Genomic DNA, 14,250 nt, shown 5'->3' on the forward strand with positions numbered 1-14,250 from the left:
ACAATTCACACTTTCGGGGTTTGACTGGTCTCCATGCTTGATTTAGGCGCATTTTTTAGACGCAACAGAAAAGTTCTGTGGTTCGCAATTGCAGCATTCATGGTGACCTTCGTATCAATACAGGTCAGCAAAGCCTTGGCCACTCGCGATTCCAACTACGGTGAAATTGCAGAATGCACTTATGTGCACCAAGCCCCCGAACTGCAAACCCCACTTAACCAGCAAGAACCGATAAGCAAGTACTGCGCCAAAAAGGGTTGAACCCAAGCGCTTAAAGTGTCGCAACCAGAACCTGGTCCTTTCCGGTTTTTTTGGCTTCGTACATGAGCTCGTCCGCCCGGGCCAACAGCTTCTCAAGGCTTGTCTCTTCAAACGTTGTAACCTGCAACACCCCAACACTGGCGGAAACCGGCAGATTCGGGCAGGTGTAGTCAATGGCCTCGGCAATGGCCGCCTTAATGCGTTGCCCCAAATTTTCTGCCATGTCTGGCCGAATGGTTCCCAAACTCAACACCACAAACTCATCGCCCGCCAAACGGTACACCTTGTCTTCGGATCGCAGGCGAACAGACAACTTGCTGCTGATACGCTTGAGCAACTTATCGCCCATGGCGTGGCCCAGGCTGTCGTTGACCATCTTGAAATTGTCCAGATCGAGAAAGGACAAAACGAAAGGTTCTTTGGCATTCAGGGTCCGCCACACTGCGGCCTCAAGTGCCTTGCGATTCAAGCTGCGGGTCAGGGGGTCGGTCAGGTTTTCCTGACGCAAGGATTTTGAACTGGCCTGAATTTTTACACTGACCCCATAAAACTGAATGGGCAACACCAACAACAAAAACAGATTGGCATACACCAGTTCGGTGTTCGCCTGCCAATAAGGTACAAACGCGCCCAAACCCAATACGATCAGGATACCCAAGCCAATGTGACACGCAAGCATGCAGGGGCCATAACGAATACCCCGAATCAGCGCGACCACAGCGATCAAGGGCGACAGGGGTGCCAGGTAGTCTGCAGAAACCACCAAGCCCCAACCAATCAATGGCAGATCAATACAATAACTGGGTAGTTCGATTTTTTCCCAATGGCGTTCGCGATTGGAGATGAGCCAGGCCTGCACCAAGGCAAAGAGAAAATAAAGCCCCACCACAACCATGAAGGCCATGCGGGCGCTGTTACCAGTGATCGCGCCTCCCGGCGCGAAAAAGAAAACGATCAGAAAGGAAAGCCCGGCAAAGGCCATTCGTTGCCGCGCGCGCGAGGCACTGTCTGAAATATCGAGAACGTATTTTAGTTTTAACATGCGGTTGAGATATCTCATGGTGCCCCACCGGGAGAATATCCCCCCAGTGGGTGTGTCAGCTCATGATCTCAGTGACGCATTACCGCCTGCCGGTTCCAAGTAATTGCTTTAAGCAAGTGCGGCCGAAGCAACTTCCTCAAGGTTGGTTGGAATGTCGAAGTCAAGCAGGCGCTCAACGTTCAACACCAACACAAACTCTTCATCCACTTTGCCGATACCACGCAGGAAGTCTGTTCGCACACCCGCGCCAAACTGCGGAGGCGGTGCAATAAACTCGGCCCCAATGTCGACCACGGCGTTTACCGCATCGACCATGAAGCCAACCACCTGTGTTTCTTCGGCCATTTGACATTCAAGAATCACAATGCAGGTGCGTCGGTTGATTTCAGTTTTGCCCTGTCCAAACCTGGCACTCAAATCCACCACCGGCACCACGGAGCCCCGCAGGTTGATCACACCACTAATACATTGCTGCATCATTGGCACCACCGTAATACGCCCAAACTCGATGATCTCTTTGATCCGGAGAATTTCCACCGCCAGCTTTTGCCCATGTACCTGAAACGTCAGGTACTGGTGGCTGGCGCTGTCACTCTCCATGGCCTTGGCCAATTGCTCATTGATATTGCTCATGGTGAGTGCCCCTGTTAGAAGTCGTCAAAATTATCAAAACTGTCTGCACTGCCTTGGCTGCCAGCTTTGGGTGATGTCGGCTTGCGTTCAGCGTGGCTTGAGGCCCGAGCGCTTGAGCGACCAGTGCCGGTATCGAAGAAGCTCATGGCCGTGTTCAGCATGCTGGCCTGACCACTCATTTCTTCGGCAGTTGCCGCCAACTCTTCAGAAGCTGCGGCATTCTGCTGGGTTTGCTGGTTCAAGCTCATCATGGCCTGGTTAATTTGCGCCACGCCGTTGGTTTGCTCATTCGATGCAGCTGTAATTTCCTGAACCAGGTCGGATGTGCGGTTAATCGCCGGCACCATTTCTTGCAACAAGCTACCAGCACGCTCGGCCTGCTTCACGCTGCTGCTGGCCAGGTCACCAATTTCCTGAGCAGCCACCTGGCTGCGTTCGGCCAGTTTGCGTACCTCTGCCGCCACCACAGCGAAACCCTTGCCGTGTTCACCGGCGCGGGCTGCTTCAATTGCAGCGTTCAGGGCCAACAAATTGGTCTGATAAGCAATGTCGTCCACAATGCCGATTTTGTCGGCAATCGCCTTCATCGCGTTCACAGTTTCAGTCACAGCGCGACCACCCTCTTTCGCTTCTTCAGCGGCTTTGGTTGCGATCTGATCGGTCACGCGGCTGTTCTCACTGTTCTGCTTGATCGAACCCGCCATTTCTTCAATGCTGGCTGACACTTCTTCAACACCTGCGGCCTGGCTGCTTGCACCCTGCGACAGGCTTTGTGATGTTTTGGAAATTTCACGTGCCGCGTTAGTCAATGAATCTGCATTGCCACGCACTTCCCGAATCACATCGCTCAGGCGGTCAATGGTGGTGTTCACATCGTCTTTCACTTCACCAAACAGCCCGTTGTAGGTGGCTGTAATTTTCTGGGTCATGTTGCCGCTGGCCAGTAGTTTCAATACACGGCCCACGTCTTCCAGACCCACCGATGTGGTGGTCAACAAGCCGTTCACGTTCTGTGCCAATGTTTTCAGGAAACCTTCCTTGTCATCTTCACGAATGCGACTGCTGAAATCACCATCGGAGGCACGGCCCACAATGCCGGAAATCTCGTTTTCAATTGCAACTTCACCAGTGCGATCGCTCCACTCCACCACCGTACCCAAACGCTCACCCGCCTCGTTGATCACTGGTGAAGCGATCAAACGGAAGCTGAGGTCACCCACTTTAATTCCCGTCTTCAAAGGTGAATTCAGGGCAGACAGCATGCCGCGCTGGTGTGCCGGATTTTTGTGGAACACATCAATGTTTGCACCGATCAGTTTGCGCACGTTGAAGTTGGGCAGACTCTTGCGAATCATGTCCTCGTTGCGCGTCATCATGGTGTTCAAGGAGTTATTCAAGTAAGTGATGTGATTCTGGTTGTCAGCAATCATCACGTTGGTGGTCACAGAGTCCAAGGCAATGCGAATGGCCAGGTTCTCCAGCGCAGTTTTGCGCTCTTTCTCGGCACGCTCTTCTTCGCGCTTGGCCATGGCCACTTCGCCGGTGCGGTCTTTCCATTCCACCACAGTACCCACGCGGGTGCCCGAGGCATCAAACACGGGAGTCACCAACAAGTTGAAATGGCGCTCACCAATGGTCAGGTTGGTGCTGTATGAATCGCGCAGGCGGGCCAACATGCCACGCTGGTGGCTGGGCACCTTGTGAAAGCTGTCAATGTTCGCGCCCAGAATTTTGCGGGCATCAAATTGGGGCAGGTCTTTCTTGATGTCAGTTTCCGCTTCCACCAACATTTTCGACAGTGAGTTGTTCACGTACACAATGTTGTAATCAGCATCGGCAATCATCACGTTGGTGGCTACGCTTTCCAGCGCTTGTACCTGGCGTTGCGCAAACATGGCTTCCGCTTCCAGTTTTTTCATTGCGTCGCGAATCACCGCGGGCAACTCATCGGCAGCGCCTTTCAATGTTTCTTTTTTCCACAACTGGTGAATGCTGCGCACGGCAGTTTCTTCAATTCTGCGTGAACGCTCATTCACGTTGGCAATCATCTCGTTGATCTTGGTCACAACGGACAGAACATCACCGCTCAGGTCTTTGGTGGGCAATGCCTGCAAAGGCTTTTCCAGGTTGGTTTTCAAGCCGGAAATTTCCACTTCAAGGTTATCAGCCACTGCTGCCAACTGACCGCTTTTCAAAAAATCAAATGCACCCATGTTCGTTTTCCTTTGTAAAATTACGCGTTGGCCTGCTCAAGGCTTGCTGAAATACTGCTGACTTCTGTAATCAATTTCGGTACATCAATGATCAAGGCCACATCACCGTTGCCCATAATGGTGGCCCCGCTGATTGCCCGGTTTTGCTCAAACAGATTGCCCAGCGGTTTAATCACTGTTTGTGATTCGCCGTGGAGTTGATCGGCCACAATGCCGGCCTTCATGCCACCAAAGCTGACCACAATGATATTTTCGCGCTTGGGGCGCTTAGCATCGGGATGAAACACTTTGCGCAATCGCACTGCCGGCAGAAACTCGCCACGCAGGTCGTAATGAATGTCCATGCGATCGTCGGTGCCCAAAGCATCAACAGGCAGTTCAAGGCACTCACGCACATAGGAAAGCGGGATCACATACACCGAACCACCGACACCAATCATGAATCCATCGATGATGGCCAGGGTCAGCGGCAGGCGAATCTCGAATGTGCAACCATTGCCCGGGCGTGAACGCACCTGAACAGAACCACGCAATGCTTCAATGTTGCGCTTCACCACGTCCATGCCCACACCGCGACCGGAAATGTCGGTCACCTTGTCAGCCGTAGAAAAACCTGGCGCAAAAATCAGCATGTTCACTTCGGCGTCGGTCAGCATTTGGTCGGGCGTTACGATGCCCTTCTCAATCGCTTTCTTCAGGATTTTTTCGCGTGCCAGCCCACGACCATCGTCATTGACCTCAATCACAATGTGCCCGCTGTCATGGTAGGCATTCAATTGCAAGCGACCCGTAGCAGGCTTTCCGGCGGCCACGCGTTCTTCCGGAGTTTCCAGACCATGGTCCAAGGCATTGCGCACCAAGTGCATCAAAGGATCACCAATTTTTTCAACCACCGACTTGTCAAGCTCGGTGTCTTCGCCTGAAATTTCAAGCTGAATCTGTTTGCCCAGGCCCATGGCGGTGTCGCGCACCACGCGCTGAAAGCGTTGAAATGTTTCGCCAATTTGCACCATGCGCAAACCCAGTGCGCCGTCTCGAATTTCCTCGATCAGACCTGCCACTGCGCTGGTCGATTCCAGCATGGCGGTGTGGTTCAAATGTTTGGCCTGCTCCACCGTGCCTGCATTGGCAATGACCAGTTCGCCCACCAGGTTGATCAGTGCATCGAGTTTGTCGGAAGGCACGCGAATAAATGAACTGGTCGGTGTGGCTTTGCCTGCGGCTTTGACTTTGCCCGGTACCGCACTCACAACGCTGCCCTGAACTTCAAGCTCCTCGGGCAATTCTTCCTCGACTGGTCTGCGAAAGCCCGCTTCGTGCAACAACTCGGTGGCGCGCACAGCACCTTCCGGCAGCGCATTGACCAAGTCGTCCCACTGCTCGGGTGTGCAGTTGTGGGCGAGTATTCGAACCTTGCTTTCCTCGGTCAAAAACTCAAAGGCATCCTCAATACCGGCCTGGCCTTTGTCAGTGACAAAACGCAGCTCGAACCCCAGGTAACAGGTCTCGGAATCCAGGTCTGCAAAACTGGGCAGTGCATCCAGCACTGGCATCACAGCCTGCAATTCGCCGAAACTTTCCATGTACGAAAAAATGGGAGCCGGGTCAAATCCATCGCACAATGTACTGCGACCCAAGCGCACCGACACATGCCAGGTTTGCTGCCCTTGATCGGCCTCAACACCCTTGCCTGGCCTGCTGGGTGCAGGTTGGTCTTCCTGCAGCAAGTAAGCTTTTAGCCGGGCAGTCAGGCCAGCTTGCCCACCTGCCATTTCGGGGCTAACACTTTCCGCATCGCCACCAGCCTCAATGCAATCCACCAAATCTGAAATGTGGTCACGGCATTCAAGCACCAAGGTGCTCATATTCGCGTCAAAGCCGATTTCAGAATTGCGCACACGATCCAGCACAGTTTCAAGGTTGTGCACAAAGTGTGTAATCACCAGCAAACCAAAAACACCTGCACTGCCTTTGATGGTGTGCGCCGCGCGAAAAGCGGCATTCAGTACTTCGGTGTCGTTGGGGTTTTGCTCCAGCTGCAGCACATAGCTTTCCACTTCAGCCAGCAGTTGCCTGGCCTCGGTGAAAAATATGCCGCGTGAAGCATCAAGATCCAGTTCAAAGGCCATGCCTTAGTTCTCCAGAAAACCAGCGTTGATCCAGGACTGCACACCCAGGCGTGCGGCTTTCATGGCCACCACTTCCGAGGGCTTGGTCCAGTGCACGCGAAGGTTCACAGCAGGGTCGTTTTGAATGGTCACCAGCAGTTGCATGCCCGCCGTGTCCACTTCATGACAGTGAGTCAAATCAAGCACCACTGAAATCCCCTGACTCAAAGACTGACGAATCACTTCAACCAGCCCTGCGCAATCCGCAATCGTCAGGGTGTCCAATGCCACTTGGGTGTGCCTGGTGGATGCAATACTGTTTTCCATTTCGTTTTCAAGGTCTTCTTGCATAATCAGTTCGCTGTGCATGTGCATCCTCCCTGTGGCGTTAAGCCACCAATTTGTTCACTGCTGCAATCATTTGTTCAGGCTTGAATGGCTTGACCATCCACGCTTTCAGGCCCGCAGCCTGCCCTTCGCTTTTCAGTTTGTCGTCCGATTCCGTGGTCAGCATGATGATGGGAACAAACTTGTACGCTGCCATTTTTTTGACTTCACGCACAAAGGTGAGTCCGTCCATGTTCGGCATGTTCAAGTCACTCACGATCAGGTTGATTTTTCGGCCATCCAGTTTGGTTAGCGCGTCCTTGCCATCGCAACCTTCCACCACTTCAAAGCCCTGGCTTTTCAGGGTCATCGACACCACTTGGCGCAAGGAGGTGGAGTCGTCCACGATCAATACGGTTTTGCTCATACAGGTTCTCGTTCCTGGTGTTTAGAAAAAGGTCAGTTCATCGCTGCTTGCACTGGGCTTGGCTACAGCATTGCCACCACTTTTACCGGTGTGGTTTACGCGCTCCTCAGCCATCGTGTACTTGCGTTCAAGTTCGTGCATCAAAGTGGCCACGTCCAAGGCCTCAAGGCCTGTGTGCAATTGACTTTTCATCTGGGTCAGGCTGTCTTGTACATGCCCAAGAATCTGCGACACCCGGTCCTGAAACTGAAAGTGAACTACCGCATTGTTCAAGCTGGAAGACACTTGATTGGTGTTGGCAATAATCTGCTCGCTGGCCTGGTGAAGTGGCCCGGTAACCTGCTCAAATTGATCGACCACACCACTTAAGGTTTCACTGGCCTGGCTCAATACTTTCTCGTCGCTGGTCTCCATGCGTGCGGCACCGTCACCAGCCTTTTTGGCGGCTGCGGCAATCAACTGAACCCGTTCGCGAATCTTGACGCCGGTTTCTGCAGAGAGCATCGAGAGCTTGCGCACCTCATCGGCCACAATCGAAAAACCGCGTCCTTCTTCGCCAGCGCGGGCGGCTTCAATGGCGGCATTCAGTGCCAGCAAATTGGTGCGTGCAGCAAGATTTTCAACCGACACGGCCATCTTGGCCAACTCCTCTGTCGAGGAGATAAAGCCCTTCACCTCTTGCATGATCATGGCTTTTTCATCGAAGGAATTGCGAATGCTGCTCAACATGCCGTTGAGACTTTGCGCAACATGATCGGCCAATCCGTTACTGCCACCAGAGGTGTTGCCCAGCACTTGGGCTGCGCCAGTGGCCGCACTCACTGTGTCGTTCAATTTGCTGTGAATTTCTGAAAACGCTTCAGCCAAATTCACGATTCCCAATTCCATTTGCGAGTTGGCCGTACTCAACTGGCTATTCAGTGTGGGCACCCACAGGTCTGCCAACTGAACCAGCTCCACTTTCTCCGTGTCGGACTGACTCAGGTCATTCACAGTGCTCAGCAAGGAATCAATTTCTGCCTGCAAGGTGTGTTGGCGTTGTTTGCCGATTTCAAAAATTGCAATGGCACACAAAACCACGGCAACAGCGCCCGCGGCAAATGGCCAAACGCTGCGCTGTGCCACAGCAACAAACACCAGAATGCCCACAGACGCAGCGATCATGACCAGCGGCAACCAGTTCCTGGTTTGTTGTGTATTTTTATTGTGTTTTTTCATGAACCGATATTCCTATCAATTGTTTGACTGGGCACACTGCAGTTTCAAGAGGAGCGGGGGCATGCTCAAAGGCCTCGTACCATCCATTGGAAAAAGCGCCATGAACAGTGAGGTAGCCCGTTGCCACCCAACGATGGAGAAGTTGCAGGAAATCGATTGGGTTGCTACGCATCAAGTCCTCCAATAGTCCACTTTGTTAAACGCAGTGAACTTGAATATTTCACGCTTGATGCAAGTTTGCGCTGATACCCATGTGCTCAATAGGGAGAAAAGAAATGGAAAAGGGGGCCAATATTGGGTTAATGCGTTTGGGGGAATGCAAGAGAAGGTTAACTGTGTGAACAAATGTAAAAAAACCCACTACTGGAGCGGGTTTCGGGGTAGTACAGACTCGAATTTATTTGCTTGTTTCGGGCTTTAAAGTCATGCCGAGAGGCCCTTTAATTGTCCCGTCCTCGTTGAGGTCATAAATGGTGGTTTCACCATCGCTGGTGATTTTCACTTTTTTGTCTTCCACCACATAGGCCGCTTCACGGGTTACACCCATGGTTGACACATACACCGTGCCATCACCCTGAAACTCATACTTTTGCAAACCCAGGTCGTCTTTGTAAACACCATCCAGCTTGTTACCGCATGCTGTCAACAAACCGAGCAAACCCAGCATGATGCATGCTTTACGAATATTCATGCTTCGAATCCCCTATCAAGATCAGGCCGTCCAAAACTCCTGCAGGGCCTTGGCCGTGCGGATCGGAATTTCAACCATGGGCAAGTGGCCCACGCCGTCAAAAAGTAACACATCCGCATGAGGAATGATGGCTTGATAGGTGTAAGCGCCGGTGTAATGTACCAGTCGGTCTTCTTTGCCCCACATGATCAGGGTTGGAGCCTGTGTGGCGGACATGCCCGGACCATTCGGATTGGGCGCATTGACAAACATTTGATGAAACAGGTGCCGATTGACATGCCGGCGGCTGATCAGGTCTTGCGCCATCACCGGGGCAAGTGCCAAAGCAATTGCACGGTTGTGTACGGCCAGGCTCATCAGGGTGTGCGCGCCCGCAAGGCTTTCCACGATCATTGGGTTACGGCCTTCTTTCAGACCCGCTTCAAAACGGGTGTGGTCACTGCCCTTTCCACCAGCCGGGTTCATCAGGCACAGTGTTTGTATCAAATGCCCATGCCGACCGGCCAACAAAGCCGACACCAAGCCACCCACGGAATTGCCCACCACATGGGCTTTGCCCGGCACATGGTTTTCAATCCAGGCTGCAACACGGGCCACCTGGTCATCCAGCCCATAAGGCACATTGGCATTGAACTGGCTTTCACCCCAACCGGGCAAATCCAGCACAAACAAACGATGCTGCTTCAACAAAAAAGGCACCAGCGACAACCAGTTTTCCTTGTTGGATGCAAAACCATGCAGCAGCACCACAGGCGTGCCTTCGGGATTGCCACCTTCAAGCCACACCAATTGGTGGTCAAGCACAGTGGCCTGATTGCGCTTCAAGCCTGAAAGGCCTGCATGCAATTTATTGATCAGGGGCACCGCGCTGCGGTTTTTCCATTGGCGAATCTTCAAGCCATGCGGCGGGCGGGCCAGGTTGAGGTAGTTCGGTGCAACATCGTCAAGAAATGCAAGCTCAAGATGATGCATGCTGGCTAATTCTGTGCCAGTGCTTACATTGCCCATGAATCATTACCTCCAGTGGAAATCAAACGTTTGTTTTTTTTATAGACTGTAACATCGCTTGATGTAACGGTATGGGCATGATGACTTGCTGTCAACGATAAAAATAGAGGGGTTTTTACTAATTCAGTCGCTAGCTCACTCGTCGTAAGGCTGTATGCCTGTGGCGGTCAGCAAATAGGCTGCGTCGCCCAATTCACTGCTGAACTTGCTGGCAGTGAGTTCTCCCCACACCCAGTACGCCTGCATGGCGCCCACGGCGGGTTGGGGTTCGCTGAGTTTGACATGAATGATTTGATTGGCGGGCGGTGGCGGTGTGTGAATACAGGCCCCGAAATACGGCACCAACAACAGCTCATCCACGCCCTTCTCGCTTTGTTCAATTGGAATTGCAAATCCGGGAATGCGTACTTTTTTCCCCGTGTAAGACATATTGACAGGCGCATCGTTCCAGGCTTTGCGCATTTTCTCCAACGCCTCTTGGGCTTTCGGATCGTTGTCCTGCAGTTCTGCGATATTCATGCCACGAAACGCAGCCATCGGGTCCCAATCGGCAGGCATCAAGTTGTCCCACTGCAACTCTGGAAATGCAGGATCGAACTCGGTTGCTTTTTTGGCGGGCTGACCAGCCAAGCGATCACCTACTGCATACTCGCCATCGGTAGTTGCCGTTTCGCTTGAAAGTTGGGCCAGTGTTTGTTCCAGTTGGGTCGCGCCTTCTGCGTTTTGGGCAGGCTTGCCGAGAAACCAGGCCGCAAGGCCATAGCCCAGTACAGTAAGCACCACCACGGCCACAACCATCACGATTACTTTGCCAATTTTCATGAACAATACACCTGCACGTTACTTCACTGTTGAATCAATTTGTTTTGGGGTTTAAACCATCCTGCAACTGGTTTCGGTAGGCCTGAAATGCGGGCACCAGACCCAGCAAGCTGCCAAATGCGGCAAAAGCGACCACCGCCAGCAAGCCCGCGCCAAGTTCGCGCAGCCCCACCAGTTGTAAACCAAATTGTGCCTGAACCCAGGGCGCAAGTGCAGCACTGGCCAACACAAGCACTATCACACCCAGTGCAACACCGATCCACATCACCAGCGCGCTTTCAAGGAATAACAAGCCAAACACGGTGCGCGGCCCGGCGCCGGTTGAACGCAATACCGCCAGTTCTCGCCTGCGCTGCCCCAGCGTAACCAGCATGACGCTGGTCAACCCCAGCGCACTGACCACAGCCACCAGCGCAGCCACAAACAACAACACCCGCTCAACCACACCCACGGTTTGCCACAAAGTGCTTAAAGCCACACCGGGCAAAATTGCACTGAGTGCTGCATTGGGTCGGTTTTCAAGTTCACGCTGCATGCGAAAAACACCGGCCCGGTTGTTCAAACCCAGCAACACGGCAGTCACTGACTTGGGCTGTAAATTGAACTTGGTGACATATTCAGCAGGAATTTCCGCACCAGGCACCGGCACACCGGCGGCCCAGTCCACATGAATGGCCTCCATGCCCGCAAGGCTAATGTGTACGCTTTGGTCAACAGGGGTTCCTGTCGGCTCCAGAACACCCACCACAACAAAAGGTTTGTCCGCATGGCTGGGTTCGGTCTGCTGAATTTGCATGCCATGGCTCAGTGCGATTTTGTCGCCCACCTTGTGCTTCAGGCGCTTGGCCACTTCCGCGCCCAACACAGCTTCAAACAACACGGTTGCAGGTTTGCCAACACTGTAATCTTCGAAAGCGCGGCCATGTTTAAATTGCAGGTTTTGCCGTGCCCCGTACAAAAACTGCTCGAAATAAATTGCCTTGGTACCCACCACGGCAAAGCCTTGGTAGGAATCGCCAAGTGCAATGGGCAAGGCCGACTTCACGCGGGGGTCTTGTTCCAGCCTCTCAAAGTCGGCATAGGGCACATTGCGCGTGGCCTGGCCAATTCGGAAAACGCTGTAGAGCAACAGGGAAACCGGGCTTGTTTGTGCACCGACAATTAAATCCGTACCCGCCACTGCATTGGAAAAACTGGCCTTGGCACTTTGCCGCGCCAAATCAATGCCCAACAACAGGCATGTGGAAGTGATCACACTGAGCAACAACAGCAACAGGCTGCCTTTGCGGCTCCAGGCACTTCGACTGGCCAACAAAAACAGGGTTTGGATCATGCCTGCCACTGCTCCATGCGCTGTCGCCTGTCACAGTGTGGTGCCAAGGCAGGGTCATGGCTGACCAGCAGCACAGCCGTGTTTTGCTGAGCGGCCTGTGCAAGCAACAATTGAACAAACTGGGCTTGGTGACCCGCATCGAGTGCAGAGGTGGGTTCGTCAGCAATGATCAAATCGGGCTGACCAATCAAAGCCCGGGCGGCGGCCACGCGCTGTTGCTGACCAACAGACAAGGTCGACACCGATTGATTCAGGAATTTGTCCATACCCAAAGCACCCAACAGTTGCTTTGCGGCCTGATTCACCGAACCAGAATGCTTCAATGCGTTTTGTTTGCGGCGCTTTGAAAACTTGCAGGGCAAGTTCACGTTATCAAGCACACTTAAATAACTGAGCAAATTGAATTGCTGAAACAAAAAGCCAATGTGATCGACCCGAAGTGCGTCGCATTGGCTGGCCGACAAAGCGCTCAGGTTTTTCCCCATCAAACTGACATGGCCGCTTTGTGGCAACAAAACACCCGCCATCAAATTAAGCAAAGTGCTTTTGCCGCTGCCGCTGTCGCCTTCAAGAAATACCGTGTCCCCGGCTTGCATCGAGAACTCGGGGATTTTCAACTCAAATCCGCTGCTGGCGTATTTGAATGCAATGTTGTTGCAGTGAAGTACTGCTGCGGTCATTGAACCACCAAGGTGCTCTGTTTGGGCGTAAGGCTTGCACCAACCTGGCCCTTTGGAAACAAGGCCTGCACTTCAATTTTCTCGAAACCCGGAAACTGGCGAAACACGCGCACATCGATTACCTTGAGTTTTGCAGGCTCTGCACATTCAAACTCATAGGCAACACGAAAATCGGAATGCCCGCTTTCAGATTCATGGTGTTGATGATCATCACTGGGACCATGACTGTGCGGATTCAACACCTCGGAATACAGTTTGTAAGAAGTCCGTTTGCACTGCGCATCGGGCGAGAATGCAAACATGCCATTGGCCTGCAACAGTGATTTCACCCTGCGTGCCTTGACTTTTTCTGCGTCGGTTTTCGGACTGCGTTCAAACCCAAGCACGTTTTCCAAAGGCGAGTACAAACTGATGAAAAGGCCGTTGCCATCTTGCACCACCTCAAGCTCGCCAACTCCATGAACATGGGCCGCATCGTTGTGGCGGGAGTGGCTGTGACCGCCGGCTGCCAACACTGCGCCACCAAACAAACCGGAGCAGGTCAACAGGATCAGCTTGTTAAGCCAGGATTGATGCGCAAACTGTGTCATTGATGTCCCTTTGTTGTTTTTTGCATGGCTTGATAGACACCAACCCGTACCAAGAGGTTCCCTGGGGTAAGAGTCAGTTAAACCGGTCCAAATTCTCGCCAGAAACCTTTGTAAATTGCCTGTTCTGCATCGCCCCGCTTTTCCAGCGGGCAAGCCAGGCGAACAATCATTTTATGCGCCAGCTCATTGTAGGCCTGCCAGAACACCTCTGGCTTTGCGCCGGGTAAATCCACAAACTCCGACACTTCGATGCGATCGAAATACTGGTCCGCCTCCTCAAGCCAACTGGCCGAGACCGCATTGGCCACTTGCAAGGCCACTTCTTCCGCCCTCACGGTGTCGGCCTTGAAGGGCAAGATGATGTCAATGGTGTACAGGCTGAATTTGCCCAACATGGACATGTGTTTGATGGTTTGCGTCAACACCATGGCGTTGGGCACCGCCAGGCGCCGCCCGGTGTATTTGCCTGACATGCCGATTTCAAACAGCTTGGTACTGAGCAGATCAATATCGATCACCCGGCCATTTTGTGTACCAATTTCAATGTAGTCGCCAATCCGGAAGGGCTTGGACAGCGAAATATTGACATAACCCAACAGGCTCAACACCACTTCCTTGCCGGTGATGATCATGGCACCCGCAATGGCCACCACACTGAGAAAAGCGCCGGTAATTTGCGAAGCCCACACCGAAATCAACAGGAAAAACACTGACATGCGCACCAGGTTTTTCAGAAAAACCAGTTGCGAGCGAGCCTTTTCAGGGTGGTAGGGATGAAGTTTGCGAAGCGACCAGGACAAGGCCCTGTTCACGAAGAACCCACTGGCCATCAACCCGAAGGTGATGGCCAGTTTGATCAAAAACAAGGTGGTGGGATCTTTGAGTAATTCCATGCCT

The 14,250-nt window shown here is 52.8% G+C and carries 15 protein-coding genes; 1 reads left to right on the forward strand and 14 read right to left on the reverse strand.

Features of this window, described 5'->3' with window-relative positions:
- Positions 1 to 33: 33 nt before the first annotated feature.
- Positions 34 to 261 (forward strand): hypothetical protein, encoded by a 228-nt coding sequence (locus ACVL1J_RS05880; RefSeq protein ID WP_491665179.1) that lies wholly within the window; start codon positions 34 to 36, stop codon positions 259 to 261.
- Between the two features lie 10 nt (positions 262 to 271).
- Here ACVL1J_RS05880 and ACVL1J_RS05885 read toward each other — a convergent pair whose 3' ends face one another.
- The 14 genes from ACVL1J_RS05885 to ACVL1J_RS05950 all read right to left on the reverse strand — a co-directional run bounded on the left by ACVL1J_RS05885 (position 272) and on the right by ACVL1J_RS05950 (position 14,246).
- On the reverse strand, positions 272 to 1,321 hold the full coding sequence (locus ACVL1J_RS05885; protein ID WP_341237589.1) for a GGDEF domain-containing protein: 1,050 nt from the start codon (positions 1,319 to 1,321) through the stop codon (positions 272 to 274).
- Positions 1,322 to 1,411: 90 nt separating this feature from the next.
- Positions 1,412 to 1,936 (reverse strand): chemotaxis protein CheW, encoded by a 525-nt coding sequence (locus ACVL1J_RS05890; RefSeq protein WP_159569806.1) that lies wholly within the window; start codon positions 1,934 to 1,936, stop codon positions 1,412 to 1,414.
- 14 nt (positions 1,937 to 1,950) lie between these two features.
- Positions 1,951 to 4,149 carry a methyl-accepting chemotaxis protein gene (locus tag ACVL1J_RS05895; RefSeq protein WP_341237590.1) on the reverse strand — a complete coding sequence of 733 codons (2,199 nt, stop codon included), beginning with the start codon at positions 4,147 to 4,149 and terminating at the stop codon, positions 1,951 to 1,953.
- A 20-nt stretch (positions 4,150 to 4,169) separates the two neighbouring features.
- Complete coding sequence (locus ACVL1J_RS05900) at positions 4,170 to 6,278, reverse strand: chemotaxis protein CheA (RefSeq protein WP_341237873.1); 2,109 nt, start codon at positions 6,276 to 6,278, stop codon at positions 4,170 to 4,172.
- 3 nt (positions 6,279 to 6,281) lie between these two features.
- The gene (locus tag ACVL1J_RS05905) at positions 6,282 to 6,626 is read right to left on the reverse strand and encodes an STAS domain-containing protein (RefSeq protein ID WP_159569801.1); all 345 of its coding nucleotides are present in this window, start codon (positions 6,624 to 6,626) and stop codon (positions 6,282 to 6,284) included.
- Between the two features lie 19 nt (positions 6,627 to 6,645).
- Positions 6,646 to 7,011 (reverse strand): response regulator, encoded by a 366-nt coding sequence (locus ACVL1J_RS05910; protein WP_341237874.1) that lies wholly within the window; start codon positions 7,009 to 7,011, stop codon positions 6,646 to 6,648.
- A 21-nt stretch (positions 7,012 to 7,032) separates the two neighbouring features.
- Complete coding sequence (locus tag ACVL1J_RS05915; protein ID WP_341237875.1) at positions 7,033 to 8,229, reverse strand: methyl-accepting chemotaxis protein; 1,197 nt, start codon at positions 8,227 to 8,229, stop codon at positions 7,033 to 7,035.
- Between the two features lie 397 nt (positions 8,230 to 8,626).
- On the reverse strand, positions 8,627 to 8,920 hold the full coding sequence (locus tag ACVL1J_RS05920; RefSeq protein WP_341237876.1) for a hypothetical protein: 294 nt from the start codon (positions 8,918 to 8,920) through the stop codon (positions 8,627 to 8,629).
- A gap of 21 nt (positions 8,921 to 8,941) precedes the next feature.
- The gene (locus ACVL1J_RS05925) at positions 8,942 to 9,928 is read right to left on the reverse strand and encodes an alpha/beta fold hydrolase (RefSeq protein ID WP_341237877.1); all 987 of its coding nucleotides are present in this window, start codon (positions 9,926 to 9,928) and stop codon (positions 8,942 to 8,944) included.
- A 135-nt stretch (positions 9,929 to 10,063) separates the two neighbouring features.
- On the reverse strand, positions 10,064 to 10,750 hold the full coding sequence (locus ACVL1J_RS05930) for a DUF3299 domain-containing protein (RefSeq protein WP_341237878.1): 687 nt from the start codon (positions 10,748 to 10,750) through the stop codon (positions 10,064 to 10,066).
- Between the two features lie 34 nt (positions 10,751 to 10,784).
- Positions 10,785 to 12,083 carry an ABC transporter permease gene (locus tag ACVL1J_RS05935; protein ID WP_159569790.1) on the reverse strand — a complete coding sequence of 433 codons (1,299 nt, stop codon included), beginning with the start codon at positions 12,081 to 12,083 and terminating at the stop codon, positions 10,785 to 10,787.
- On the reverse strand, positions 12,080 to 12,763 hold the full coding sequence (locus tag ACVL1J_RS05940; RefSeq protein WP_341237879.1) for an ABC transporter ATP-binding protein: 684 nt from the start codon (positions 12,761 to 12,763) through the stop codon (positions 12,080 to 12,082). Before ACVL1J_RS05940 ends, ACVL1J_RS05935 begins: the two co-directional genes overlap by 4 nt.
- Positions 12,760 to 13,353 carry a DUF2796 domain-containing protein gene (locus ACVL1J_RS05945; protein ID WP_159569786.1) on the reverse strand — a complete coding sequence of 198 codons (594 nt, stop codon included), beginning with the start codon at positions 13,351 to 13,353 and terminating at the stop codon, positions 12,760 to 12,762. Before ACVL1J_RS05945 ends, ACVL1J_RS05940 begins: the two co-directional genes overlap by 4 nt.
- Positions 13,354 to 13,430: 77 nt before the next feature.
- Positions 13,431 to 14,246, reverse strand: a complete 816-nt coding sequence (locus ACVL1J_RS05950; protein ID WP_159569784.1) for a mechanosensitive ion channel family protein — start codon at positions 14,244 to 14,246, stop codon at positions 13,431 to 13,433.
- Positions 14,247 to 14,250 lie beyond the last annotated feature (4 nt).

It is taken from the genome of Limnobacter sp. G6BE5S (assembly GCF_058448965.1).

Bases quoted from the DNA above. Each gene is read 5' to 3' on its own strand.
- ACVL1J_RS05905 (WP_159569801.1), bottom strand. From the start codon at position 6,626: ATGCACAGCGAACTGATTATGCAAGAAGACCTTGAAAACGAAATGGAA.
- ACVL1J_RS05880 (WP_491665179.1), top strand. From the start codon at position 34: ATGCTTGATTTAGGCGCATTTTTTAGACGCAACAGAAAAGTTCTGTGG.
- ACVL1J_RS05910 (WP_341237874.1), bottom strand. From the start codon at position 7,011: ATGAGCAAAACCGTATTGATCGTGGACGACTCCACCTCCTTGCGCCAA.
- ACVL1J_RS05945 (WP_159569786.1), bottom strand. From the start codon at position 13,353: ATGACACAGTTTGCGCATCAATCCTGGCTTAACAAGCTGATCCTGTTG.
- ACVL1J_RS05950 (WP_159569784.1), bottom strand. From the start codon at position 14,246: ATGGAATTACTCAAAGATCCCACCACCTTGTTTTTGATCAAACTGGCC.
- ACVL1J_RS05920 (WP_341237876.1), bottom strand. From the start codon at position 8,920: ATGAATATTCGTAAAGCATGCATCATGCTGGGTTTGCTCGGTTTGTTG.
- ACVL1J_RS05935 (WP_159569790.1), bottom strand. From the start codon at position 12,083: ATGATCCAAACCCTGTTTTTGTTGGCCAGTCGAAGTGCCTGGAGCCGC.
- ACVL1J_RS05930 (WP_341237878.1), bottom strand. From the start codon at position 10,750: ATGAAAATTGGCAAAGTAATCGTGATGGTTGTGGCCGTGGTGGTGCTT.
- ACVL1J_RS05940 (WP_341237879.1), bottom strand. From the start codon at position 12,763: ATGACCGCAGCAGTACTTCACTGCAACAACATTGCATTCAAATACGCC.
- ACVL1J_RS05925 (WP_341237877.1), bottom strand. From the start codon at position 9,928: ATGGGCAATGTAAGCACTGGCACAGAATTAGCCAGCATGCATCATCTT.
- ACVL1J_RS05900 (WP_341237873.1), bottom strand. From the start codon at position 6,278: ATGGCCTTTGAACTGGATCTTGATGCTTCACGCGGCATATTTTTCACC.
- ACVL1J_RS05890 (WP_159569806.1), bottom strand. From the start codon at position 1,936: ATGAGCAATATCAATGAGCAATTGGCCAAGGCCATGGAGAGTGACAGC.
- ACVL1J_RS05915 (WP_341237875.1), bottom strand. From the start codon at position 8,229: ATGAAAAAACACAATAAAAATACACAACAAACCAGGAACTGGTTGCCG.
- ACVL1J_RS05895 (WP_341237590.1), bottom strand. From the start codon at position 4,149: ATGGGTGCATTTGATTTTTTGAAAAGCGGTCAGTTGGCAGCAGTGGCT.
- ACVL1J_RS05885 (WP_341237589.1), bottom strand. From the start codon at position 1,321: ATGAGATATCTCAACCGCATGTTAAAACTAAAATACGTTCTCGATATT.